The sequence below is a fragment of the Pseudomonas sp. GL-RE-26 genome, assembly GCF_019956275.1.
In the GTDB taxonomy this organism is placed as follows: domain Bacteria; phylum Pseudomonadota; class Gammaproteobacteria; order Pseudomonadales; family Pseudomonadaceae; genus Aquipseudomonas; species Aquipseudomonas grandcourensis.
Genome location: NZ_JAHBDI010000033.1, coordinates 167687 through 193093, shown reverse-complemented (window position 1 = coordinate 193093; position 25407 = coordinate 167687). Strand labels below are relative to the sequence as shown.

At 60.4% G+C, this 25407-nt stretch carries 25 protein-coding genes; 12 read left to right on the top strand and 13 right to left on the bottom strand.

Features of this window, described 5'->3' with window-relative positions; genetic code table 11:
• Positions 1-210: 210 nt before the first annotated feature.
• The 7 genes from KGB07_RS20105 to KGB07_RS20075 all read left to right on the top strand — a co-directional run bounded on the left by KGB07_RS20105 (position 211) and on the right by KGB07_RS20075 (position 5573).
• Positions 211-723 (top strand): hypothetical protein, encoded by a 513-nt coding sequence (locus KGB07_RS20105; RefSeq protein ID WP_223466348.1) that lies wholly within the window; start codon positions 211-213, stop codon positions 721-723.
• A 172-nt stretch (positions 724-895) separates the two neighbouring features.
• Entirely contained in the window at positions 896-1528 is a 633-nt protein-coding gene (locus KGB07_RS20100; RefSeq protein ID WP_046039880.1) for a TetR family transcriptional regulator, read from the top strand.
• Positions 1529-1821: 293 nt separating this feature from the next.
• Entirely contained in the window at positions 1822-2322 is a 501-nt protein-coding gene (ureE, locus tag KGB07_RS20095) for an urease accessory protein UreE (protein WP_046039879.1), read from the top strand.
• Positions 2319-2993, top strand: a complete 675-nt coding sequence (locus tag KGB07_RS20090) for an urease accessory protein UreF (protein ID WP_046039877.1) — start codon at positions 2319-2321, stop codon at positions 2991-2993. Before ureE ends, KGB07_RS20090 begins: the two co-directional genes overlap by 4 nt.
• Positions 2994-3015: 22 nt before the next feature.
• A complete protein-coding gene (gene ureG, locus KGB07_RS20085; protein WP_046039876.1) occupies positions 3016-3630 on the top strand; it encodes an urease accessory protein UreG in 615 nt (204 codons plus the stop codon).
• Positions 3631-3659: 29 nt separating this feature from the next.
• Positions 3660-4232: a HupE/UreJ family protein gene (locus KGB07_RS20080; RefSeq protein ID WP_046039875.1), complete on the top strand. Its 573-nt coding sequence runs from the start codon at positions 3660-3662 to the stop codon at positions 4230-4232.
• 201 nt (positions 4233-4433) lie between these two features.
• Positions 4434-5573, top strand: coding sequence for an AGE family epimerase/isomerase (locus KGB07_RS20075; protein ID WP_223466347.1), 1140 nt, complete (start codon positions 4434-4436; stop codon positions 5571-5573).
• Between the two features lie 7 nt (positions 5574-5580).
• Here KGB07_RS20075 and KGB07_RS20070 read toward each other — a convergent pair whose 3' ends face one another.
• The 10 genes from KGB07_RS20070 to KGB07_RS20025 form a co-directional block, all read right to left on the bottom strand.
• Positions 5581-6486: a cation diffusion facilitator family transporter gene (locus tag KGB07_RS20070; protein ID WP_223466346.1), complete on the bottom strand. Its 906-nt coding sequence runs from the start codon at positions 6484-6486 to the stop codon at positions 5581-5583.
• A 235-nt stretch (positions 6487-6721) separates the two neighbouring features.
• A complete protein-coding gene (locus KGB07_RS20065) occupies positions 6722-7483 on the bottom strand; it encodes an SDR family oxidoreductase (protein ID WP_046039872.1) in 762 nt (253 codons plus the stop codon).
• A 297-nt stretch (positions 7484-7780) separates the two neighbouring features.
• Positions 7781-8029, bottom strand: a complete 249-nt coding sequence (locus KGB07_RS20060; RefSeq protein ID WP_046039871.1) for a hypothetical protein — start codon at positions 8027-8029, stop codon at positions 7781-7783.
• A 204-nt stretch (positions 8030-8233) separates the two neighbouring features.
• A complete protein-coding gene (locus KGB07_RS20055) occupies positions 8234-8950 on the bottom strand; it encodes an ABC transporter ATP-binding protein (RefSeq protein ID WP_007979701.1) in 717 nt (238 codons plus the stop codon).
• Entirely contained in the window at positions 8947-9819 is an 873-nt protein-coding gene (locus KGB07_RS20050; protein ID WP_046039870.1) for an ATP-binding cassette domain-containing protein, read from the bottom strand. Before KGB07_RS20050 ends, KGB07_RS20055 begins: the two co-directional genes overlap by 4 nt.
• Entirely contained in the window at positions 9816-11099 is a 1284-nt protein-coding gene (livM, locus tag KGB07_RS20045; RefSeq protein WP_046039868.1) for a high-affinity branched-chain amino acid ABC transporter permease LivM, read from the bottom strand. Before livM ends, KGB07_RS20050 begins: the two co-directional genes overlap by 4 nt.
• Positions 11100-11102: 3 nt before the next feature.
• The gene (locus KGB07_RS20040; protein WP_046039867.1) at positions 11103-12017 is read right to left on the bottom strand and encodes an ABC transporter permease subunit; all 915 of its coding nucleotides are present in this window, start codon (positions 12015-12017) and stop codon (positions 11103-11105) included.
• Between the two features lie 239 nt (positions 12018-12256).
• Positions 12257-13390 (bottom strand): ABC transporter substrate-binding protein, encoded by a 1134-nt coding sequence (locus KGB07_RS20035; RefSeq protein WP_008048115.1) that lies wholly within the window; start codon positions 13388-13390, stop codon positions 12257-12259.
• Between the two features lie 362 nt (positions 13391-13752).
• Positions 13753-15036 (bottom strand): NAD(P)/FAD-dependent oxidoreductase, encoded by a 1284-nt coding sequence (locus KGB07_RS20030; RefSeq protein WP_223466344.1) that lies wholly within the window; start codon positions 15034-15036, stop codon positions 13753-13755.
• Between the two features lie 89 nt (positions 15037-15125).
• On the bottom strand, positions 15126-16616 hold the full coding sequence (locus KGB07_RS20025) for an aldehyde dehydrogenase family protein (RefSeq protein ID WP_046039862.1): 1491 nt from the start codon (positions 16614-16616) through the stop codon (positions 15126-15128).
• 175 nt (positions 16617-16791) lie between these two features.
• Here KGB07_RS20025 and KGB07_RS20020 point away from each other — a divergent pair, with 175 nt between their 5' ends.
• The 3 genes from KGB07_RS20020 (at position 16792) to nadE (ending at position 20010) form a co-directional block, all read left to right on the top strand.
• The gene (locus KGB07_RS20020) at positions 16792-17703 is read left to right on the top strand and encodes a LysR family transcriptional regulator (RefSeq protein ID WP_046039860.1); all 912 of its coding nucleotides are present in this window, start codon (positions 16792-16794) and stop codon (positions 17701-17703) included.
• A gap of 248 nt (positions 17704-17951) precedes the next feature.
• Positions 17952-19178 (top strand): nicotinate phosphoribosyltransferase, encoded by a 1227-nt coding sequence (gene pncB, locus KGB07_RS20015; RefSeq protein ID WP_046039859.1) that lies wholly within the window; start codon positions 17952-17954, stop codon positions 19176-19178.
• A 4-nt stretch (positions 19179-19182) separates the two neighbouring features.
• On the top strand, positions 19183-20010 hold the full coding sequence (nadE, locus tag KGB07_RS20010; RefSeq protein ID WP_046039857.1) for an ammonia-dependent NAD(+) synthetase: 828 nt from the start codon (positions 19183-19185) through the stop codon (positions 20008-20010).
• Between the two features lie 173 nt (positions 20011-20183).
• Here the strand turns inward: nadE and azu are convergent, their stop codons facing one another.
• Positions 20184-20630, bottom strand: coding sequence for an azurin (azu, locus tag KGB07_RS20005; RefSeq protein ID WP_046039856.1), 447 nt, complete (start codon positions 20628-20630; stop codon positions 20184-20186).
• 345 nt (positions 20631-20975) lie between these two features.
• On the opposite strand from azu, the gene KGB07_RS20000 reads away from it, so the two are divergent.
• Together KGB07_RS20000 and KGB07_RS19995 are read left to right on the top strand one after the other, a co-directional pair.
• Positions 20976-21563 (top strand): TIGR00730 family Rossman fold protein, encoded by a 588-nt coding sequence (locus tag KGB07_RS20000; protein ID WP_223466342.1) that lies wholly within the window; start codon positions 20976-20978, stop codon positions 21561-21563.
• A gap of 68 nt (positions 21564-21631) precedes the next feature.
• The gene (locus KGB07_RS19995) at positions 21632-21811 is read left to right on the top strand and encodes a hypothetical protein (RefSeq protein WP_007973286.1); all 180 of its coding nucleotides are present in this window, start codon (positions 21632-21634) and stop codon (positions 21809-21811) included.
• A 212-nt stretch (positions 21812-22023) separates the two neighbouring features.
• On the opposite strand, the gene KGB07_RS19990 is transcribed toward KGB07_RS19995, so the two are convergent.
• Together KGB07_RS19990 and KGB07_RS19985 are read right to left on the bottom strand one after the other, a co-directional pair.
• Entirely contained in the window at positions 22024-22914 is an 891-nt protein-coding gene (locus tag KGB07_RS19990) for a transglutaminase N-terminal domain-containing protein (protein WP_046039852.1), read from the bottom strand.
• The gene (locus KGB07_RS19985; protein ID WP_046039846.1) at positions 22914-25400 is read right to left on the bottom strand and encodes a circularly permuted type 2 ATP-grasp protein; all 2487 of its coding nucleotides are present in this window, start codon (positions 25398-25400) and stop codon (positions 22914-22916) included. Before KGB07_RS19985 ends, KGB07_RS19990 begins: the two co-directional genes overlap by 1 nt.
• Between the last annotated feature and the right edge of the window lie 7 nt (positions 25401-25407).

The following is a 25407-nucleotide window of genomic DNA, read 5'->3' as shown; positions in this document are numbered from 1 at the left end:
CGGACCTGCACTTTTGCACGTCATAGGTGGGTCGAAAATACCCATAAAAGCGAAAGACAATTCTCCGGAAACGCCCGGCCTAGGGCCTCCGCAGCAAACAATCAATTCCATTGATTATTACCATTGCGTTTATGAACTTTCATATCGATTTATCGAGAGTAGCATTGCTCTCGTACCCACTTATTCGCACCCCCAAGGAGCAAAATAATCATGAAACGCCAACTACTGCTCAGCCTTACACTCTCGATGCTGGCCAGCACTGCTTTTGCCCTGCCAGCGGCTGACCAGGCCACTCCACAAGTGAAACAAAACCACTCGGTGTTCAGCCAGACCGTCGCCGAAGGTGGTAATGATCGCCTGAAAGAAAAAGGCCTGATCACTCAGGATGGCTCGGACCGCACCCCACAAGGCCAGACCCTCGCCGCAGATGGCTCGGATCGTACTCCACAAGGCCAAACCCTGGCTGCTGATGGCACCGACCGTACTCCACAAGGCCAAACCCTCGCCGCTGATGGCACCGACCGTACTCCACAAGGCCAAACCCTCGCCGCTGATGGCACCGACCGTACTCCACAAGGCCAAACCCTCGCCGCAGATGGTTCGGATCGTACTCCACAAGGCCAAACCCTCGCTGCCGATGGTGCGGATCGCACTCCACAAGGTCAAACCCTCGCTGAAGGTGGTGGTGACCGTGTAATCGAACGCAACAGCGCCGTGAGCTAAGCCCCATGGCCGCCTTGAAAAAAAGCCCAATCCCCGGATTGGGCTTTTGACTTTTCAGCGCTCCGCTTGATAGATGCCGCACTTCCCCCGCTTGATCCCCCACAGTCGTTCGACGCCGGCAAAGCCGATTTGCTAGAGTGCGCCGCGTCACTGTCCAGAAAACGCCCTTGCGATGCTGCCCCGCGCCGAACAGAAACAACAAACTCGTAACGCCCTGATGGACGCTGCCCGGCGCCTGATGGATGGCGGCCGAGGATTCGGCAGCCTGAGCCTGCGCGAAGTCGCGAAAACCGCCGGGATCGTGCCGACCGGTTTCTACCGCCATTTTGCCGATATGGATGAATTGGGCCTGGTGCTGGTCAGCGAAGTCGGCCAGACATTCCGCGAAACCATTCGCCTGGTGCGACACAACGAATTCGTGATGGGCGGCATCATCGATGCCTCGGTACGTATCTTTCTCGACGTGGTCAGCGCCAACCGTTCGCAGTTCCTGTTTCTCGCCCGCGAGCAGTACGGTGGTTCGCTGCCGGTGCGCCAGGCCATTGGCCGTTTGCGTGAAGACATCAGCTCGGACCTGGCGGCGGATTTGTCACTGATGCCGAAACTGCAGCATCTGGACATCGCCGATCTCAGCGTCATGGCGGATCTGATCGTCAAGAGCGTGTTCGCCACTCTGCCGGACATCATCGACCCGCCAGCCGAGGCCCTGCCTGAGCACCTGACGCCCCAGGCGAAAATCACCCAGCAGTTGCGGTTTATCTTTATCGGCCTCAAGCATTGGCAAGGGCTTGGAAGTACTGAGTAACCCTTAACCTTCAGTCTGGATCAGGCCCCTGTGGGAGCGAGCTTGCTCACGATAGCGTCGGCACATAGAGAGTCGATGTGACAGACACTCCGCTTTCGCGAGCAAGCTCGCTCCCACATTGAGGCTCATCGCTTCAACTTGGTGCGCAACTCAAAAACAACGCACCAACTTCAGTCAAAAAACTCACTCCATCGACACCCATCCCACATCTCCGTCAGCCATTTCCTACACATCAGTCAATTGGCAAGCCCCTTGCTCTAGCCTGAGCATTGTCCATTGCTGGAAGCCTTCCGATGCTGGTGATTCATCGCAGAATCGACCCTCAACCCGTTTGGGCCGCCGAACTGCACCTGACGTTCGAAGCCCGCAGCAAAAGCCGTTTGCGCTGTTTCAGTGCCGAAGGCGAAGACGTCGGGTTGTTTTTGGAGCGCGGTCAGCCGCCGTTGCATGACGGCGAATGCCTGCAGGCCGAAGACGGGCGAATCGTGAGGGTCTGCGCCCGCCCCGAACAATTGCTGCACGTCACCTGCGCCAATGCCTTCGAACTGACCCGCGCGGCCTATCACCTGGGCAACCGGCATGTCGCCCTGCAAGTCGGCGACGGCTGGTTACGCCTGCTCGACGATTACGTGCTCAAGGCCATGCTCGAACAACTCGGTGCCGTTGCCGCTAACATCGAGGCGCCGTTCCAGCCGGAACATGGCGCCTACGGCGGTGGCCATCACCACTCGCGCCACGGCGATGAAGACTTCAACTACGCGCCGAAACTGCACCAGTTCGGCGTACGCACATGAACCCGGCCTGGGCGCTGTTGCGCCTGGCCAGTCCGCAATTGCCGATTGGCGGCTACAGCTACTCCCAAGGGCTGGAAATGGCTGTGGATAACGGCCGGGTTCACGACCCCGACAGTGCGCGACGCTGGATCAGCGATCAGTTGCTTTTTAATCTGGCACGCTTCGAAGCGCCGTTGCTGCTCGCCCATTGCATGGCCGCCAGCGAGGAAAACTGGGACGAATTGCTGCAGAACTGCGAAGCGCATCGCGCCAGTCGCGAAACCCGCGAGTTGCATCAGGAGAGCCGACAGATGGGCTACTCGTTGCAACAATTGCTCAATGGCTTGCCGGAACTCGACACACCCGCCCGCGCCTTTCTCGAACAACGCAGCGAGCCACATCTGGCCCTGGGTTGGGCCTTGGCCGCGCGCGCCTGGCAGATCAGCCCGCAGGACGCCCTGGCTGCATGGCTCTGGAGCTGGCTGGAAAACCAGTTGGCCGTGCTGATGAAGACCCTGCCCCTGGGTCAGCAAGCCGCCCAACGCCTGACCAGCGAACTGTTGCCGCTGCTTCAACAAGCTCAACAGAACGCCACCCGAATCGACCCCGATCATTACGGCAGCGCCGCTTTCGGCCTGTCCCTGGCGTGTATGGCCCACGAGCGCCAGTACAGCCGCCTGTTCCGTTCCTAGGGCCCTTATTTTGGAGAATCACATGAACACACAACCCCTGCGTGTCGGCATCGGCGGCCCGGTCGGCTCCGGCAAGACCGCCCTGACCCTGGCCCTGTGCCTGGCCCTGCGCGAGCGTTACAACCTGGCCGTCGTGACCAACGACATCTACACCCGCGAAGACGCCGACTTTCTGGTGCGCAACGAAGCCCTGGCGCCGGAGCGCATCATCGGCGTGGAAACCGGTGGCTGCCCGCACACAGCCATCCGCGAAGACGCCTCGATCAACCTCGAAGCCGTGGATCAGCTCAACCGCCGCTTTCCGGGGCTGGACCTGATTCTCGTGGAGTCCGGGGGCGACAACCTCTCCGCCACTTTCAGCCCGGAACTGTCCGACCTGACGATCTACGTGATCGACGTCTCGGCCGGCGACAAGCTGCCGCGCAAGGGCGGACCGGGAATCTGCAAATCCGACCTGCTGGTGATCAACAAGATCGACCTGGCGCCGCTGGTCGGTGCCTCGCTGGAGATGATGAACAGCGACACCCAGCGCATGCGCAACGGCAAGCCGTTCGTGTTCAGCAATCAGAAAACCGGCCTCGGCCTGGAAGAGATCATCGCCTTCATCGAACGCCAGGGTTTGCTGACCGCAGCCTGATCACGACTTATCAACAAGGAAGCTTATCCATGACACTCAAACGCATTCTGGGCGCCCTGGCCCTGCTGCTGACCCCGGCCCTCGCCTTCGCCCATCCGGGGCATGGCGACAACGGCTTGATCGCCGGCATCAGCCATCCGCTTGGCGGGCTCGATCACTTGCTGGCGATGCTCGCGGTCGGTCTGTGGGCCGCACAGCAGCAAGGTACTGCGCGTTGGGCGCTGCCGTGCACCTTCGTCGGGACCATGCTGATTGGCGGACTGTTGGGTTTTGAAGGATTGAACCTGCCGGCACTGGAGAGTGGGATTGCTGCGTCGGTGCTCGCGTTGGGCCTGGCAGTCGCGTTGGCAGTGCGCCCACCGCTGAGCATGGCGGTAGGTGCGACGGCGCTGTTTGCGCTGTTCCATGGCGTGGCGCATGGTCTTGAGTTGCCGGACATGTCGAGTCCCTGGACCTATGCCACTGGTTTTGTCGCGACGACGGCGGTGTTGCACACGGCGGGTTATGCGCTGGTGCGGGTGTTGCCGCAGGCCGCAGCGCCTCTGGTGCGACTGGCGGGCGCGGCTTCGGCGGCGACCGGGGTGTGGTTGCTGGTAGGCTAGTTCTCTAGCGCCTGAATTGGCCTCTTCGCGGGCAAGCCCGCTCCCACAGGTTTTTGAAGTGTGGTTACGATCGCATTTACACCGCGGGTCCCTGTGGAAGCGGGCTTGCTCGCGAAGGCGGCCTGACAGACACCGCATCGCTCAGGCCGACCTCTCTGCTAACATGTCGCGCAATCGCCCCTGCCGTGACGACGCCAGCCAATGCCGCCTGTTTCCCGCTCCGCCTCCCAGCCTGAACTGACCGCCCTGTTCGCCTCGGTGCAACAGCACTTCCTGAACGTCATCGTGCCGCTCTGGCAAGGTCCGGGCTGGAATGCCGACATGGCGTTGCCCTACGAGGCGCTGGATGCCGAACACCAACCGCTGCCACCGCAACGCTACCGGGCCATGGCCTGTGCGCGGCAGTTGTACCTGTTTGCCAGCCTGATCGGTCAGGTGCCGAGCGCCGAAGAGCGTGCCGCCGCGTTGTTCCGCTCCTTGCAGCGGCACTTCCACGATGCCGAGCACGGCGGCTGGTTCTACAGCGTCGATGCTCAAGGTGCGCCGCTGGACCAGCGCAAGGACCTCTACACCCACGCCTTCATCCTGTTCGCCTGCGCCCATTACTGGGACAAGGTCCGCGAGCCGCTGGTGGAGTCGGTGCTCGATGCCTCGCTGGAAGTGGTCGCGCAACGTTTCGCCACGGACGACGGTCTGTACGAAGCCACCCTCGACCGCGACTGGTCGTCGCTAGACAGCGGCCCTTTGCAGAATCCGCTGATGCACCTGGCCGAAGCATTCCTCGCCACCCTGTCGGTGCGTGAAGACCTCGACGTGCAACAGGCGCTCGTCGAGTTATGCACAGCCATGCACGCACGCTTCATCGATCCGCAGCACGGCGTGTTGATGGAAAAGCCGCTGGGCTCTGTGGATAACTGGTTTGAACCGGGGCATCAGTTCGAGTGGTATTTCCTGCTGGAATCCTCGGCGCTGTTGCGCAATTCGACGCTGCATGCCGATCTGGAGCGGGCCTTCGCCTTTACCGAGCAGATGGGCGTCGATCTGCAGACTGGCGCCGTGCGGGCGATGCTCGACTTCGGACCGGATGGCGGCGTCCGGGACGCCACGCAGCGTATCTGGGCCCAGGCCGAGTACCTGCGCGCATTGACGCTGCGCCCGGACAGCGAGGCCGCTGTGCTGCGCCAGTTGCAGGCGTTGCAGCAGCGCTCGCTGCATTCCGGGGGCTGGTACGAATGCCGTGACGAGCACGGTGAAGTCAGCCGCCGCGACATGCCGTCGACCACGCCCTATCACCTGGCAACCTGTTATCGCGGGTTGGTGGAATATCTCGCCACAAGGTGAAATCCAATCACTCAGTCCACTTGCGATCCCCGGTAAAGCTGATGGTCAGCCATCGCGCTGCATCCGGCTTACCGAGCTTCGCGGAAATCTCCTCACGCAGACTGTCCAGTTGCCCTACACCGTCCAGCCAGTAATCCTTCGGCAATACGATGTGAATCTCGATAAAACAGGCCCTGCCGTGTTTCTGCACGTAGGAAATGTAGTCGTCGAAACCATGCTCGACCTTCGCCACCTCCATCACCTGACGCACCTTGTCGTCCAGTTGATCCGGGACGATCCCCAAGACATCGCGCAATGCCGGGCCGAGGATTTTGAACGCAGGGGGGAGCATGCCCAAGGCCAGCAGGATCAGGATCATCGGGTCGACATACACCGCCCACTGGTCGTAACCCTGAGTCTTGAGCAGCAGCGCGATGAGGAAACTCACCAACAGCCCCGCCGACAGCATCGCGTCCACCAGCCAACTGATGTTGTCGAACTGGATCAGCGATGACTTAAGCGTGCGATTGCGTTCGCGGACGTAGAAATAATAAATGAGCTCAACGACAGTGAAGAACGCCGCGTAGAAGATCACCAGCCCCAGTTCGACCTCGCGACCACCACTGATGATGCCGAACACACCGTTGAGAAAGGCATAAATGGCGACCAGGAAAATGAAGCTGCCCTCAATCACCAGCACCATGGGTTCCAGGTGCCAGGATCCGAACTGGAAGCGCTGGTTGCTTTCCTTGGCGATCAGCCGGGCGGTGATCAGCATCAGCACCTTGATGAAGGCCGCGATCAGCGAAAAGAAGCCATCGAACAGGATGGATTGGGCGCCCGAAACAAAACCGGTGATGATCCCGGCGAATGTCACGGCGAGCATCAGGAAGGTCGATTGTTTGAGCAGCGACTGCTCGCCTCGATTACTCACTTGATCTCCTCTAAAACCTCTAGACCGCCGGGTGTGGCGGGTTGCTTGAGGGAGGAGTCTAGCTGATGTCCGGTTTTGACCGCTCTTGTGGCGAGGGGACTTGCCCCCCGTTCGGCTGCGGAGCAGTCGAAAACCGGTGGATGAAGTACATCTGAAAAATTGAGCGCTATGGTTTCGGGGCTGCTGCGCAGCCCAACGGGGCGGTGCGGCGGTCCGACAAGCCCCCTCGCCACAATTAAGACTTACGCTCGATCGAAAACCCGGCCCAAGTCTGGCTGACCGGCATCAGCTCCAGGCTGTTGATGTTGATGTGCGCCGGGGCATTAAGCACCCAGAAGATGGTGTCAGCGATGTCCTGCGGCTGAATCGGCTCGGCGCCGGCATAAGTGGCGTTGTAGCGCTCCTGGTCACCGGCAAAACGCACCAGCGAGAACTCGCTCTCGCACAGGCCCGGTTCGATGTTGCTGACCCGTACGCCCGTGCCCTGCAGGTCGCAGCGCAGGTTCACGGAGAACTGTTTGACGAACGCCTTGGTCGCGCCATACACATGGCTGCCCGGGTACGGGTAGTTGCCGGCGATGGACCCCAGGTTGACGATACCGGCACCACGACCGTGGGCAATCAGGCGCGGCAACAGCAGACGGGTGCTGTACATCAAGCCTTTGACGTTGGTATCGACCATGGTGTCCCAGTCGTCCAGATCGCACTTGGGCGCCGGATCAACCCCCAGGGCCAGTCCGGCGTTGTTGATCAACCCGCGCAGCTTGGCAAAGGATGGCGGAAGATTGGCAATCGCCTCCTCCATAGCCTTGCGATCACGCACATCGAGCACCAGGCCATGGACTTCGGTCTGCTTCGACAACTCGGCGCACAACGCATTGAGGCGCTCTTCACGACGGCCTGTCAGCACCAGTTTCCAGCCGGCCTCGGCAAAACGACGGGCGCAGGCTTCACCAAAACCGGAGGTCGCGCCGGTAATAAACAGGGTGTTGGACATCGTGTTCTCCTTGCTTCGGCTGATCGCCAGCCATTGGAATAGAAAATCAGCAGGCAGCATGCCCGGCCTTGTTCACAGCGGCAACCACCGTTCAATCTGTTCAAAAAACGCTCAATCCCGGCAAGCCCTTGACCAGCGTGGCCTACAGCCATGTGCGCGCACGTTATCCACAGGCCGGTCCACAGTCTTTGGGGGCAAGTGGAAAAGCTGCAAGCCGCTATCCACAAGGCTTTGCGCGGGGTTTTGAAACTTTTTTACTTGACCCTCGACCGCCTGCCGTGTAGCCCTTGGCCATTTTCATGACTGACGGGTCAAACCGACGATGGCGCCAAGCCAGTAACCACGGCCTTCAGCCGAGTCTTTCCAGAGTTTAGTCACAGACTTATCCACAGGCTTGTCCACGCCAATTCCATGCCTTTTCATCCCGAACAAAAAGGTTGACAAAGCGGTCTGCAAGCTGCGCAAAAACGCCTGATCAAAAAACAACCACACCTCTGCAAGCCACGGTTTAAAAGGCCCCCAGCCAGCTACTCCCACGTTATTCACAGCCGGTTCCACAGCAAACGGGGACAAGTCAAAACCGTGACAAAACAACTATTTGCAGCGGCTTTATGTCGCGCTTTACGAGCTTGGGAATATTGTTTTCCACAATTTCCCAGAGGCATGCCAAAACCCTGTGGGAGCGGGGTATTGGAGATGTAAAAAAGCCCCGGCGATTGCGCGCCGGGGCTTGTGCATAACAAAGCAGACTCAGTGCCCGCCGAGATAGGCGTTACGCACATCCTCGTTGACCAACAACTCCTTGCCGGTGCCGGTCATGCGGATTTCGCCGTTGACCATCACGTACGCCCGGTCCGACAACCGCAACGCGTGGTTGGCGTTCTGCTCCACCAGGAAGATGGTCATGCCGGTCTTGGCCAGTTCCCGCAGTGTTGCAAAGATCTGCTTCACCACAATCGGCGCCAGGCCCAGGCTTGGCTCATCGAGCAGCAACAACTTGGGCCGGCTCATCAGGGCACGGGCGATGGCGAGCATTTGCTGCTCGCCGCCGGACATGGTCATCGCACGCTGGGTACGCCGCTCTTCGAGCCGAGGGAACAGCTCGAACATGCGCTGCATGTCCTCCTTGGCGTACTTGTCACCGATAGGGATGGTGCCCATCAGCAGGTTCTCCTCGACGGTCATGTCGGGGAACACCCGCCGCCCTTCCGGCGATTGCGCGATGCCGTTGGAGGCGATGTAGTGGGACGACTTGTGGGTAATGTCCACGCCCTGATAGAGGATCTGCCCGTCGGCTGCCCGTGGCTGGCCGAAGATCGACATCAGCAGGGTCGACTTGCCGGCACCGTTGGAGCCGATCAGGCTGACGGTTTCCCCTTCGTTGATGTGCAGCGAGACACCTTTAAGGGCCTGGATCGGGCCGTAAAACACGTCCAGATCCTTGAGTTCGAGGATGGGTTTACTCATACCACCTCCTCTTCTTCGGCGCCCAGGTAGGCCGCAATCACTTTCGGATCGTGACGAATCGCATCGGGTCCACCCTCGGCGATGACGATACCGTGGTCCAGCACCACGATGTGGTCGGAGATACTCATAACCATGCCCATGTCGTGTTCGATCAGCACCACGGTCAGATCGTGCTCGTCGCGCAGCAGCCGGATCATCGCGCTCAGCGCTTCGGTTTCCTGAGGGTTGAGGCCGGCGGCCGGTTCGTCGAGGCAGATGATCTGCGGACGGGTGCACATGGCGCGGGCGATTTCCAGGCGACGCTGCTGGCCGTAGGACAGTTCACCGGCCAGGCGGTTGGCGCAGTCCACCAGGTCCACCACTTCCAGCCAGTAGAACGCGTGGTCCAGTGCATCGCTTTCGGCCTTGCGATAGCCCTTGGTATTGAGGATGCCGGCCAGCATGTTGCGGTTGACCCACATGTGCTGGGCCACCAGCAGGTTTTCCAGCACCGACATTTCCTTGAACAGGCGAATGTTCTGGAAGGTCCGCGCCAGGCCTGCGCGGTTCACCAGGTGGGTGCCGCCGAACGCCTTGTAGAACAGCCGACTGGCGAAGGATTTCGGCGAAACGAAATCCGTTGGCTTGAACGGCTCGCCCAGCAACTTGATGACGTTGGTCTGTTGCCCACGAATGTTGAGTTCGATCTTGCCGCCGGAAGCTTTGTAGAACCCGGTCAGGCAGTTGAACACCGTGGTCTTGCCGGCGCCGTTAGGGCCGATCAGGGCGAAGATCGAGTTACGGTGCACTTTCAGGCTGACATCGCTCAACGCCTTGATGCCGCCGAAGTGCATCATCAGCTTTTCTACACTGAGTACGACTTCGCTCATGGCGCTACTCCTTTACGCGGGGTCACACCGGTACGGCTGATCCGAATCAGACCGCGCGGTCGCCAGATCATCATCAACACCATCAGGATGCCGAACAGCAGCACGCGGTACTCGGCAAAGCCGCGCAGCAGTTCCGGGGCGACGGTCAGCACGAAGGCTGCAATCACCACGCCGATGGTCGAACCCATGCCACCCAGTACCACGATGGCGAGGATCAGCGCCGATTCGAAGAAGGTGAACGAGGTCGGGTTGACGAAGCCCTGGTAGGTGGCGAAAAACACCCCGGCCAGACCGGCTGTAGAGGCGCCGATGGTGAATGCCGAGAGCTTGACCAGCACGTGGTTCAGGCCCATGGAGCGGCAGGCGATTTCGTCTTCGCGCAGGGCTTCCCAGGCGCGGCCGACCGGCATGCGGGTCAGGCGATGCTTGATGTACAGCACGGCCAGCACCACCAGGAACAGCACCGCGTAGATGAAGTAGTACTTCACGTCGGGGTTGTAGGCGATGCCGAAGAACTCATGGAATGGAACTCCACCGTCCTTGGCCCGCTTGCCGAACTCCAGGCCGAAGAAGGTCGGCAGAGGTGCCGGCATGCCGTTCGGGCCGCCAGTCAGCGACAACCAGTTGTTGAGGATCAGGCGAATGATTTCGCCGAAGCCCAGGGTCACGATCGCCAGGTAGTCACCGTGCAGGCGCAGCACCGGGAAACCGAGGATGCAACCGGCCAGGCCGGCGGTAATCGCCGCCAGCGGCAACACCGTCCAGAAGCCCAACCCAAGGTATTGATAACCGAGCGCCAGGCCGTAGGCACCGATGGCGTAGAACGCCACGTAACCGAGGTCGAGCAGGCCGGCCAGGCCGACCACGATGTTCAGTCCCAGTCCCAGCAGCACGTAGATCAGCCCGAGGATGACCACGCCCAGCAGGTAGGAGTTGGAGAAAAACGGCAGCACCACGGCAATGACGATCATCAGCGGGATGATCCAGCGCAACCGCGACTTGTAGTCCGGCGCCAGCACATGCACCCCGGAGCCTGTCGTTTCAAAGCCTTCGAGGATTTTCAGGCCCTTGGGTGTCTGCAGGAACATGCTCAGGGCAAAACGACCGGCCATGACAATAGCGACAATCCACGCCACGCGAGTGGGCTGCAAATTGAAGCCGTAGCCATCGAGGACGATGCCGACAATCGGGCCGAACACAATCAGAGCCACGAGGCCGGCAAGAATCGCGTCAACCAGACTTTTTTTGATATCAATGGTTTTTTTAGTGGTTGAAGACATCGCTTACACCTTCGACACAAGAGGACGGCCGAGCAGGCCTTGAGGCCGAAAGACCAGAACGAGGACCAGCAACGAGAAGCTGAAAACGTCTTTGTAGTCTGAGTTCACCAGACCGGAAAACAGCGACTCGGAAATCCCGAGGATGATCCCGCCAAGCATCGCGCCGGGCAGCGAACCAATCCCGCCGAGCACCGCGGCGGTGAACGCCTTGATCCCGATGATGAAGCCGGCATAGAAGTCGAATGTGCCGTAGTTCATGGTGATCAGCACGCCGGCCAGGGCCGCCATCGCTGCACCGATGATGAACACGTAGGAAATCACCCGATCGGTGTTGATCCCCAGAATCGAAGCCATCTTGCGGTCTTGCTGGGTTGCACGGCACATGCGGCCGAGCTTGGTGTACTTGATGATGTAGGTCAGCGCGGCCATCCCGACAAACGCGGCGACCAGAATGAAGACCCTGGTGTAGGTCAACTGAACGAAACCGGTACCGATATCAACGCGCCAGGCACCCGTGAGCAGAGTCGGAACGCCTTGTTGCTTCGCGCCCTGGGAGATCTGTGCGTAGTTTTGCAGGATCAGGGAAATACCGATCGCACTGATCAGCGGTGCGAGTCGAGTGGAGTTACGCAGGGGTTTGTAGGCGACACGCTCGATGACCCAGCCATACACCGCCGTGACGACGATGGTGAAGATCAGTGTGCCAAGCATCAGCAGCGGGAAAGATTCGATACCGAAGTAAGCCAGCAGAGCCAGACTGATTGCCGCGAGGTAAGCGGAAATCATGTAAACCTCGCCGTGGGCGAAGTTGATCATGCCGATGATGCCATAGACCATTGTGTAGCCGATGGCGATCAGGCCATAGACCGACCCGAGGGTCAGGCCGTTGACCAGTTGCTGCAGGAAAATACCATCCATAACGCAATCTCACGCAATGAGAACCTGCACATGTGGCTGTGCGGTTCTTCTAAGGAAAATACAGATTTACGTCGGAGCAATGTCAGCCACGATCAGGCAAGCCACCACGGCCCCTGTGGGAGCTGGCTTGCCTGCGATAGCGGTTGAACATTCAACAAAGTTGTCGCCTGCCAGTCCGTCATCGCGAGCAAGCTCGCTCCCACAGGGGACCCTTGGGGTTCACCCGATTGAGTCAGCCCTTACTTCTGTTTTTCCAGCTGGTGGTATTTGCCATCCTTGTCCCACTGGTAAACCACGTAGTCGGAGATTTTCAGGTCGCCCTTGCTGTCCCAGGTCTTCTCGCCCATGACGGTCTTGACCGGGTTCTTCTTCAGCCATGCAGCCGCTTCTTCGCCCTTGTTGGACTTGGCGCCGTTGAAGGCTGCTGCCAGGGTCTGGACCGAAGCGTAGGCGTACAGGGTGTAGCCTTCAGGCTCGGTACCGGCCTTGCGGAAGGCGTCTACCACGGTCTTGCTGTCTGGCAGCAGGCGTGGGTCGGCGCCGAAGGTCATCAGCACGCCGTCAACGAATTGCGGACCGCCAGCGGTGGTCACCAATTCGTCGGTCACGATGCCGTCGTCGGACATGAACTTGACGTCTTTCAGGCCTTGTTCACGCAGTTGACGCACCAGAGGACCGGCTTCCGGGTGCAGGCCACCGAAGTAGACGACGTCAGCGCCGGCGCCGCGGATCTTGGTCACGATGGTGCTGAAGTCTTTCTCGCCACGGGTCAGGCCTTCATACAGCACAGGCGTTACGCCGCGCTTGACCAGTTGAGCCTTGGTGGCATCCGCCAGGCCCTGGCCGTAGGTGTCCTTGTCGTGCAGCACGACCACTTTCTTGCCCTTGAGCACGTCGACAATGTAGTCGCCGGCCACGATGCCTTGTTGGTCATCACGCCCGCACATACGGAACATGGCGCTCAGGCCGCGCTCGGTCACAGCCGGGTTGGTGGAGCCTGGAGTGATGGCAATGATGCCCGCTTCGTCGTAGATCTCGGAGGCCGGGATGGTCGACGAGGAGCAGAAGTGACCGACCACGCCGGCGACTTTTTGGTTGGTCAGGTCTTTGGCGACCGTCACAGCCTGTTTCGGTTCGCAGGCGTCATCGCCCTTGACCAGTACGATTTTTTCCCCGTTTACCCCGCCCGCCGCGTTGACCGCATCGGCCGCCGCTTGTGCACCCTTCATGTACTGTTCGCCAAATGCCGCGTTGGCGCCAGTCATTGGTCCCGCTACGCCGATCTTGATGTCAGCCTGAGCAAACGCAGAAACACCCAGCGCAGTTGCCACTGCGAGGGCCAGAAAACCTTTCTTGTAAAACGTCTGGGACATGAGGTGGTGCTCCATGGTTTTTTTAATTGGCACTGCGACTTCACTGAATGCTCAGAGCAAGGGCCGTGCCATCGGTTTTTTATTCTGAAAAAAGTCGCTGCTTTCTTGTTATTTCGACTGTTTCGGGCCCATTTTCATTGGGCGTGCAACCGTCTAAACCGCGGAAGGTAAAACCATTATTTTTTTGAGGCGCAACCCTCCTGCGCCATCATTGCAACCGCGGCTTTAAACGACGTGCAACCAGCCTGTAACAACGTGCGTCACCGAAGTGCACACTGCTGGTGCGAGACTGCTACAACCCGCACCACTACAGGCTAGCTGCAGATCGAAAAAGCGCCGCTTCCCACTGCAAAAATCAACCTTCAGATCACGATCCGCAGGCACTGGCCTGCGTGATACAGCGAGAATCCCGCCTCATACAGACAGCTGCGCAACCCCACCCCGGCCAATGGCTGCATGGGAGCAAAGGGAATCGGTAGCGCTTGAGGATTTCCGTTACACAGGTAATCGGCAAAGGCCTTGCCAACCACCGTTCCCGTGGTCACGCCCCGGCCGTTGTAACCGGTGACTGCCACCAAACCGGGCGCCGGTTCGAACAGACGCATCAAATGGTCGGGAGTAAACGCGATGCAACCGGTCCAGGTGCACTCCCATTCCACCGGTTTCAGGTAAGGGAAGTAATGTCGCTGCACGCGATCGGCCCAAGCCTTGAGGAACCAGGCCGGTTTCTGATTGCCATTACCCAGACTGCCAAGCAGCAGGCGACCGTCTTTATCCCGACGGATGCTGCTCAGCACCTGGCGGGTGTCCCAGGAACCCTGGCCCCCGGGCAGGATTTGCCGGGCGGCTTCTTCGGTCAGCGGGGCCGAGGCCACCTGATAGTAATAACCGGGGAAGAAATTGCGCCGCAGTTCCGTCCAGTCGCCTTCGGTGTAGGCATTGGAGGCGATCACCACTTTCTCAGCCATGACCGAGCCCTGGGCGGTTTGCACAGACCAGCGCTGGCCCTGACGTTCGAGTCGGGTGACCGGAGAATGATCGAATAATTGACCACCCAGGCCGATGGCCGCTTTGGCCAGCCCTGTGGTGTAGGCCATCGGGTTGAGCGTGCCGGCGCGGCGATCAAGCAGCGCGGCGGCGATCTTCTTGGTGCCCGTCGCTTGTTCACAGGCCTGACCGGTCAACAATTCCACCGGCGCCCCACGGCGCTTCCATTGTTCTTCACGACTGCGCAGATCGGCTTCGCCGCGGGCGTTGTGCGCCATGTGCAGCGTGCCTTCGCGACGCAACTGGCAATCGATGTTGTACTTGTCCACAAGGCTGAACACCAGGGATGGCGCTGCCCCCAGCATGCGGTTGAGCTGGCTGCCGACCGCCTCGCCAAACCCGGCTTCGATCTCGTCCGGTGGAATCCACATCCCGGCATTGACTAGCCCGACGTTGCGCCCCGAACCACCATGGCCGGCGCGATGAGCCTCCAGCACACAAACGGTCTTGCCTTGCTCCAGCAGATGCACCGCCGCCGACAAACCGGTAAACCCGGCGCCGATGACGCAGACATCCACCGAAACCTCACCCTTGAGAGCCGAATTGTCCGGCCTTTGCGGCGTCAGTTTTTCCCACAGACACTCTTCGCGTAACGGCATTGCAAGCTCCTGTCGGAGCAGCTACAAGCCGCAAGCTACAAGCTGCAAGCCAGTTTGCTTGAAGCTTGTAGCTTGTAGCTTGAAGCTGCTTAATCGAACGTAATACCCTGCGCCAACGGCAACTCCAGCGAATAGTTCACGGTGTTGGTCTGGCGGCGCATGTAGCCGCGCCATGCATCGGAGCCGGACTCACGACCACCGCCGGTTTCTTTCTCGCCACCGAACGCGCCGCCGATTTCCGCGCCGCTCGGGCCGATGTTGACGTTGGCGATGCCGCAGTCGCTGCCCACCGCCGACATGAACTGCTCGGCTTCACGCACGTCGGTGGTGAAGATGCACGAGGACAGGCCCTGTGGCACGGCGTTGTTCAGGCGCAGGGCTTCCTGGAAGTCGCTGTAGCCGACCACGTACAGGATCGGGGCGAAGGTTTCGTGGCAGACCACATCGCTCTGCTCCGGCATTTCAACGATGGCCGGCGACACGTAGTAGGCATTCGCGAACTTGTCTTGCAGCTGACGCTCACCGCCAAACACCCGTCCGCCTTCGCTCAAGGCCTGTTCCAGAGCATCCTGCATGTTGTCGAAGCTTTGCTTGTCGATCAGCGGGCCGATCAGATTGCCTTCCAGCGGATGGCCGATACGCACTTTCGAGTACGCGGCTTTCAGGCGGGTGACGATTTCTTCTTTCACCGACTCATGGGCGATCAGGCGACGCAGGGTGGTGCAACGCTGACCGGCAGTGCCGACGGCGCTGAACAGGATCGCGCGAACGGCCATGTCCAGATCGGCGCTTGGACCGAGGATCATCGCGTTGTTGCCGCCCAGTTCCAGGATGCTGCGGGCGAAGCGGGCGGCGATTTTCGGCGCCACTTCACGGCCCATGCGGGTGCTGCCGGTGGCGCTGACCAGCGCGACACGCGGATCATCGACCAGGGCTTCGCCGGCATCGCGACCGCCAATGATCACCTGGCTCAGGTGCGGTGGCGCATCGCTGAAATTCTTCAGCACGCGATCGAACAGCGCCTGGCAAGCCAGTGCGGTCAGCGGGGTCTTTTCCGACGGTTTCCAGATCACCGGGTTGCCGCAGACCAGCGCCAGCGTGGCGTTCCAGGCCCAGACCGCGACCGGGAAGTTGAACGCACTGATCACGCCGACGACGCCCAGCGGATGCCAGGTTTCGCGCATGTGGTGGCCAGGTCGCTCGGAGGCGATGGTCAAACCGTACAGCTGACGGGAGAGGCCGACGGCGAAATCGCAGATGTCGATCATTTCCTGAACTTCACCCAGGCCTTCCTGGGTGATCTTGCCGGCCTCCCAGGACACCAGCTCGCCGAGATCGGCCTTGTATTCACGCAGGATGTCACCCAGTTGCCGCACCAGTTCGCCACGGCGCGGTGCCGGGACCTTGCGCCACAGATCGAACGCATGATCTGCGCGACTGATGTGCTGCTCGACTTCAGCAGCGCCTTCCCAGTTCACGGCGGCGATCCTGCTGCCATCGATCGGCGAATGCACCGGCACTTTGCCGTTCTGGTACAGGGCCGGGTTCACACCTAGACGATCAAGCAATGCGGCAACCATGGGTCACTCCTCAAGCAAAAGACAGAACACGTGCAGCCGGAAATTCACGGCTGATCAGACCTATAGTTTTAGCTGCCCGGAGGTTACTCAACAAACGACCATTAAGAGAGATATCATTCCGTTTATTCATGCTGTGCATTGCTGGCAATAAAGAGACAAGAACCAAGGACCGCCCATGCTGAATAAACGCTACTTGCCATCGATCGCTGCGTTGCAGTGCTTCGAGGCCGTCACCCGGCACTTGAGCTTCACCCGCGCCGCCGAAGAGTTGAACCTGACCCAAAGCGCCGTGAGCAAGCAGGTCGCGCAACTCGAAGAGCTGTTGCAGCACCTGCTGTTTCGCCGGGTACGCCGCCGCCTGCAGATGACGCCGGCAGGCGATCTGTACCTGGTTGAGGTACGAAAGATCCTCACGCAGGTCGAGATGTCGACCCATTACCTGCGTTCCTACGGTGGCGAAACAGAAGTACTACGCGTCTCGACACCGCCGACCTTCGGCGCACGCTGGCTCGTGCCGCGCCTGAAAGGCTGGCGCCTGCGTCATCCGTCGATTCACCTGGACCTGTGCAGCGAGCAGGAAGCCGACGATCTGCTGCAAGGTCGCAGCGACCTGGCGTTCTACTTCGGCCAGGGCTCGCGACCGGGCACCGAGTGCCTGAAGCTGTTCGGCGAAGAGCTGGTGCCGGTGTGCGCCCCGGGCAGCCTGCCTGCCCAACCGTTCACCGATCCGACGCAACTGTCCGACCTGGTACTGCTGCAAAACGCCTCCCGCCCCCAGGCCTGGCACGACTGGTTCGAGCATCAGGGCTACCACACCGAGCACAGCTACCACGGCCCGCGCTTCGAAACCTTTTATATGTGCATCCGCGCCGCCCAGGTTGGCTGCGGCGTGGCGTTGCTGCCGCGGTTTCTGGTGGAAGAGGAACTGGCCGACGGCAAACTGGTCATTCCCTGGCAGCATGCAATGCCCAGCACCGACGCCTATTACCTTGCCTACCCGGAGCACTCGGCGGAAGTGCCCAAGGTGCGGGACTTTGTGAAGTGGATGCTGGAGCAGATTGATAGCCCGGATGTGGTGCAGCACTAACGTCTTGCACTTTCCCTGTGGCGAGGGGGCTTGCCCCCGTTGGGTTGCGCAGCAGCCCCAAAATTTGCAACTTCGTAGCTGGAGCTATTGCGACTGCTGCGCAGCCGAACGGGGGCAAGCCCCCTCGCCACAAAAGCTCACACCTGCAGGGATCTGCTGCGGTCTAAAAAATTGCTGGCAATCCCTGCCGCTGATATGCGCCACTAGCGCCACTGATCAATACTGCTGCAACGCTGGAGATTCCCGTTATGAGCGAGAGTGTGTTTGCCGATCGCATCGTGCAGAACCTGCTCGACACCGACTTCTACAAACTGACGATGATGCAGGCGGTGCTGCACAACTACCCGAACGTCGAAGTCGAATGGGAGTTTCGTTGCCGTAACGGCGAGGACTTGCGCCCGTACCTGGCGGAAATCCGCTTCCAGATCGAGCGCCTGGCCGAGTTGAGCCTGAGCGCCGACCAGTTGAGCTTTCTGGAGCGCATCAGCTTCCTGAAGCCGGACTTCCTGCGTTTTCTCGGTTTGTTTCGCTTCAACCTGCGCTACATCCACACCGGCCTCGAAAACGGTGAGCTGTTTATCCGCCTGCGTGGCCCCTGGCTGCACGTGATCCTGTTCGAAGTGCCGCTGCTGGCGCTGGTCAGCGAGGTGCGCAACCGCTATCGCTACCGCGAGGTCGTGCTGGAGCAGGCCCGCGAGCAGCTCTACCGCAAGTTCGACTGGCTGAGCGCCAATGCCAGCAGTGATGAATTGTCCGAATTGCAGGTGGCCGATTTCGGCACACGCCGACGTTTTTCTTACCGCGTGCAGGAAGAAGTGGTGAATGTGCTCAAGCACGACTTCCCAGGACGCTTCGTCGGCACCAGCAACGTGCACCTGTCCCGGGAGCTGGACATGAAACCCCTGGGCACCATGGCCCACGAATGGATCATGGCGCACCAGCAACTCGGCCCGCGGCTGATCGACAGCCAGATCGCCGCGCTCGATTGCTGGGTCCGTGAATACCGTGGCCTGCTGGGGATTGCCCTGACCGACTGCATCACCATGGATGCCTTCCTCGGCGATTTCGATCTGTTTTTCGCCAAGCTTTTTGACGGTTTGCGCCACGACTCGGGCGACCCGGTGATCTGGGCGGAAAAAGCCATCGCCCACTATCACAAGCTCGGCATCGACCCGATGAGCAAGACGCTGACCTTCTCCGATAGCCTGACATTACCCAAGTGCCTGGAAATATTCCGGGCGCTGCGCGGTCGGATCAATGTCAGCTTCGGCATCGGCACCAACCTGACCTGTGATATTCCGGGTGTCGAACCGATGAGCATCGTGCTTAAAATGGCCGCCTGCAACGGCCAGCCGGTGGCGAAGATATCCGACGAGCCAGGCAAGACGCACTGCAAAGACCCGAATTTCGTCGCTTACTTGCGACACGTTTTCCAGGTTCCTGCCGCCCTTTCCAGTACATCAAGCAAGGAGTGAATTCATGCAAGCCGTACAGCGTGAGATTGCTGAACAGCTCAAGGTCCAGCCGCCATTCGCCGACGAGGCCGCCCTTGAGGTCGAAGTCGCCCGGCGGGTGACCTTCATTCAGGACTGCCTGGTCAACTCCGGGCTCAAGACCCTGGTGCTGGGCATCAGTGGCGGGGTCGACTCCCTGACCGCCGGACTGCTGGCCCAACGGGCCGTCCGTGAACTGCGCCAGCGCAGCGGTGATGCCGCGTACAAATTCATCGCCGTGCGCCTGCCCTACGAAACCCAGTTCGATGAGCACGACGCCCAGGCTTCGGTGGATTTCATCAAGCCGGACGAGCGCCACACCGTGAACATCGGCCCGGCCGTCAAATCCCTGGCCAATGAAGTGGCAGCCTTCGAAGGCAAACATGCAGTGTCGGTGGACTTCGTGCTCGGCAACACCAAGGCGCGCATGCGCATGGTCGCCCAGTACACCATCGCCGGCGCGGCCCATGGCCTGGTGATTGGCACCGATCACGCGGCGGAAGCGGTGATGGGCTTCTTCACCAAGTTCGGTGACGGCGCCTGCGATCTGGCGCCACTGAGTGGCCTGGTGAAAAACCAGGTCCGCGCCATCGCCCGCAGCTTCGGCGCGCCAGAGTCTCTGGTGGAAAAAGTCCCGACCGCCGACCTTGAGGATCTGTCGCCGGGTAAACCGGACGAAGCCTCCCACGGCGTGACCTACGCCGAGATCGACGCCTTCCTGCACGGCAATTCGGTGCGTGAAGAGGCGTTCAGGATCATTGTTGATACGTACAACAAGACCCATCACAAGCGCGTGATGCCATTTGCGCCTTGAGGCGTGAGTGAATGAAAAAGCCCGCTGAAGAGTGATCCTCAGCGGGCTTTTCTTTGGCCAGCACATTTGTTGATGCAGATGGCCCATTCGCGAGCAGGCTCACTCCTACAAGGACAGCGCAGTACCTGTAGGAGTGAGCCTGCTCGCGATGAACGATAACGCGGTGGACAGTCTTACTTCAGGGTAACCGTGCCTTTCATCATCGAGATATGGCCCGGGAACGAGCAGAAGAAACCGTATTTTTCAGCCGCATCCAGCTTGGACACGTCGAAGGTCACCGAATCGGTTTCATTGGCGCCGATGATCTTGGTGTGGGCGATCACGCGGGCGTCGCCTTCTTTCAGGTAGTTCTTGTCGATGCCGGCACTCAGACCGTCGGTGGCGATCGGCTGCATGTCAGCTTCTTTACTCAGCACCCAGTTATGGCCCATGACGTTCTTCGGCAAGCTGCCGGAGTGCTTGAGTTCCACGGTAAACGTCTTGCAGCTCTTGTCGATTTCAATGGCCTTGGTGCTGAAGGACATTTGATCGGTGGAGTCAATGGTGGTCTTGCACTCGGCAGCCATCAATTGGCTGCTGGCCAGTGTCAGCAGGGATACCGCAACAAGTTTGGCAAACATGGTGAATCTCCAAGGCAGGGTTAACGAGAATCGCGAATGGACAGAAGACTGCCTGAAAACTTCGCAAGTTCATATGACTTGAATCAAAAATTGTATACAACTTTCGCGCTATGACACCGATGCGAAATATCTACCAGCCAAGTGTCTGGCCCGGGCCTATCATCAGGCCGTCCCCCTTCAAATGGAGCGTCTGTCATGTCGATCAACAACCTGTTGTGCAGTTTGCTGGCCGCCTACGCCTGCGGCGCCAGCGGTACATACGAAACCCCAGAACACGAAGTCTAGCCCTTGGAGTGCCGTGCGCCTGCCTTTACTCTGTGGCCCTGATCGACCATGGAGCAAGGCATGTCTTTAACATCCGTTTGTGTATTTTGTGGTGCCAGCACCGGCACCAACCCGGCTTACCGCGAAGCAGCCGTGGCCCTTGGCCGGGCGTTGGCCGAGCGCAAGCTGACCCTGGTGTATGGCGGTGGGGCCGTGGGCCTGATGGGCATCGTCGCCGATGCGGCCCTGGTGGCCGGCGGTGAAGTGATCGGCATCATCCCGCAAAGCCTCAAGGACAAGGAAATCGGCCACAGCGGCCTGACTCGCCTGGAAGTCGTCGATGGCATGCACGCGCGCAAGGCCCGGATGGCCGAGCTCAGCGATGCCTTTATCGCGCTGCCCGGTGGCCTTGGCACCCTCGAAGAGCTGTTCGAAGTCTGGACCTGGGGCCAACTCGGCTACCACGGCAAACCGCTGGGTTTGCTGGAAGTGAATGGCTTCTACAGCAAATTGACGTCTTTTCTTGATCACATCGTCGGCGAAGGCTTCGTTCGCGGCCAGCACCGTGACATGCTGCAAGTGAGCGAATCACCGCAAACCCTGCTCGATGCTCTGGATGCCTGGCAACCTTCCATAGCGCCAAAATGGGCCGAGCAAAAACCCAACTAACGGCTCGGCACCGATACAGGGCAGAATATGCGCCGCTCAACCTCACCTTCGACCCCAGAGGATCGCCCATGGCTAAACCTAATTATTCCTTCGCCAAACGTCAGAGAGACTTGGCCAAGGAGCAGAAGAAAGAGGAAAAGCTTCAGCGCAAGAAAGCTACAGCTGAAGAAGCGGCACTGAACCCTGAGGGTGAAGTGGCGGCAGAAGACGATGTTGATGCACCGAAAGACTCGGCGCCCGACGCCTGAGAACCTCCGGGCCCGATAACCTGATCAGGCCCACCGGATCTGTGTAAAGGGTTGGCAGCTTTGCTGCTGACCCTCACAGGCCAATCGAATGACTCCACAACACCGCAATTCCTGTAGGAGTGAGCCTGCTCGCGATAGCGGCATGACAGTCAACTGGATGGTGAATGTGCTGCCGCCATCGCGAGCAGGCTCGCTCCTACAGTTGATCTTCATTACTCCAAAGGCATCACTGTGACTCGCACCTCCGGATCGTGATTGCCCCCTCCCAGAATCACCCCCCGCAATGGCGACACATCGGAAAAATCCCGGCCCCAGGCCAGGGTGATGTGCTCCAGCGCCGGTTGCACATTGTTGGTCGGATCGAAATCCACCCACCCCAGCACCGGGCAAAACACCGAGACCCAGGCGTGGGACGCATCAGCGCCGATCAGCCGTGGCTGGCCCGGTGGCGGCTGGGTCAGCAGGTAACCGCTGATGTAACGCGCCGCCAACCCTCTGGAACGCACGCAGGCGAGCATCAGATGGGCAAAGTCCTGGCAGACCCCGCGTCGGCGCTCCAGCACCTCCACCAGCGGTGTGGCCACCTGGGTCGCTTCGGCATCGAAGGTGAACTCGCTGAAGATTTTCTCCATCAACGCCTGCACACCGAGCAACAACGCCCGACCGGGCGGAAAACAGCTTTGCGAAAACTCGACGAAGTTTTTCTTCAAATGCACATACGGCGATTCAAACCGGTATCGGCAGGCTTCGAGCAATTCTGGCGACAGCGGTTGGCTGCTGTAGGTCAGCGCGCTACGGGTCTGTTCCCAAGCCGGTGACCGATTGAAGTCCAACGCAGGCCGGGGCAGCACTTCAATGGTCAGGCTGGCGTTGACCAGCAATTCATCGTGGGGACGCTCGAACGCCAGCCGGGTCAACGGATTGCCGAACACATCCAGCTCATCGCGACGCGAGGTCGGCTCGGGGCTGATCTGCAATTTCTGTTCGGTGCAGCGCTGCCAGGCACAAGGCCGTGGCCACAAATGCGCCAGTTGCTGGGCCAGGGACACCGGGCTGTCGTAGTGATAATGGGTGTCGTGAAAAATCTGGTAATGAGCACTCATCAGACGGACACCGTGCGCTGGCTGACATCGTCGACATGGGCGAAATGCCGCAGCGCCAGGCGATCGGAAACTTGCCCGCTGGCGTCGGCGATCTCTTGCAGCAGCGCGGCCAGCCCCTCGATGGCGGCGCGAACACTGGCGTCGCCAAACAGCGGGTTTTCCAGGCAGCCCAGATCGAATCGCGCCAGCCGCTCGACCAGTTGCGGCAGCGCTGCTTCGCGTGGCACACCAAAGTCATCGTTGAGGCGTTTGAGGGTACGGGTCACCAGTTTCAACTGGAACAACACGGCGTGGGGGTTCTGCTCGTCAAGCAATAACAGGTCGAGCACCGGGATCAGTTGCGCCACCGCCAGGTAGCGAGAACGGTAGGTGATGCTGCTGTTGCCCAGTTCCAGCAGCCATTCCAGCCCCGCCTGGTCGAAAGCCCCGGCGCCCCGCAAGAACGCCGCAAGGCTGCCGCTGAGAAATTGCAGGCGCTCGATCCGCCGGCCAATCATCAGGAATCGCCAGCCTTCGTCCCGGGTCATGTCGTCCAGGGCAAAGCCGGACAGCGCCGCCAGGGACATCACCAGACGGTTGAGGAAATCCAGCAACTCGCCGAAATCCGGCTCCTCGGTTTCCAGCTCCATGGCTTCGCGCTGCAACTCCACGAGCGCCTGCCAGTTTTCCCGCGAAAGCTTGCCGCGCACCTGTGAAGCGGCCCACTGCAAGCGTTGCAGATTGGAACGCAGGCTGAACGGCCAGTCATCGCCGAGCAACGCCGCCAACAGGCGTTCCGGCAACTCGCCCTCCTCGGGCAGCAGCATCAGCCGTTCGCCCAGATCCACCGCGGCCTGCAAGGCTTGCGGGTCGTCGCCGTCGACATAGCGCGCCAGCATGATGCGCAGCAAACGGGCACTGTCGTCGCAACGCTCGCAGTAACGGCCGAACCAGAACAGGTTTTCCACCACCCGCGACGGCAGGTACGGATCGCGCCGCACCAGGTCATGCACGCCGATGTTGCGCTGGGCCTTCCATTGTTCGCCGCTGGGCGCACGCGCGCCCAGCACCCAGGTGTCCTTGCTGGCGCCGCCGCGCTGCATCGACACCACTTCGGCATTGGCTTGGGCGGCGACCCGGGTCAGGCCGCCGGGCAGTACCCGATACCCCTCGCGGCTGGCCACCGCATACACGCGCATGCCGATGGCACGGGGTTGCAATTGACCGTCTTCGGCTTGCCAGATCGGCGCTTGGGACAATTGTGCGAGTTCTTGCGCGACATAGGCGTAGGGCCGCGCCTGCATGCGCTCGGCGAGTTCCTGACGCTGTTTCTCACTCAAATCCCGGCCAAAGACCGGCGCAAAGCTCTGGGACGGAAACGCCGGCTTGATCAGCAGCTCCGGCAGTTTCTCCAGGGCCTGGGCCAGAACCGGCGCTTCACCGCACCACCAGGTGGCGATGGACGGCAGGATCAGTTCTTCGCCGAACAGAAATTGATTGATCCTCGGCAGGAAACCCAACAAGCCCGGCGATTCCAGCACACCGCTGCCGAGGGCGTTGGCCACCAGCACCCGCCCCTGCCGCACGGCCTCAAGCAGCCCCGGCACGCCGAGGGCCGAATCGGTGCGCAACTCCAGCGGGTCGCAGAAATCATCGTCGAGCCGGCGCATGATCGCGTGGACCCGTCGCAGGCCACTCAGGGTTTTCAAGTAAACCGTGGCGTCGCGCACTGTCAGGTCACCACCCTCCACCAGCGGATAACCGAGCTGGCGAGCCAGATACAGATGTTCAAAATAGCTTTCGTTGAAACGTCCCGGTGTCAGCAGCACCACCAACGGCGCGTCCCCGTCACTCGGGGCCTGACGGGCCAGGGTTTCCTGCAAGGTGCGGAAGAACCCGGCCAGGTGCTGCACTTTCAGATCGCGGTACAACTCGGGAAAGGCCCGGGACACAATCGTGCGGTTTTCCAGCGCATACCCGGCTCCCGAAGGCGCCTGGGTACGATCCGCCGTCACCCACCAGCGGCCATCGGGTGTGCGCGCCAGATCCACGGCATACAGATGCAGAAAGGCTCCGTCAGGCGGGCTGATGCCCTGGCAGGGCCAAAGGAAGTTGTTGTGACCGAACACCAGCTCAGCGGGCAGCAGACCTTCGGCAATCAGCCGTTGCGGACCGTAAAGATCAGCCAGCACGGCATTGAGCAAGCGCGCCCGCTGAGCGATGCCGGCCGACAACTGTTGCCACTCATCGGCCGCGATGACATGGGGCAGCAGGTCCAGCTCCCACGGCCGGTCCGCGCCCTTGGGGTCGGCATAGACGTTATAGGTAACGCCGTTTTCCTGAATCTGCCGGGTCAGCAGGGCCTGACGCTGCACCAATTGTGCCGGCGTGCTGCGTTGCAACTGCTCGAACAGCCGGCACCAGTGCGGGCGCACGGCGCCACTGTCGTCGAGCAGTTCGTGATAGGTGCCCGCCGTCAGCGGGTAGCGGTCTAGCAGGTCAGGCATGGAAGGC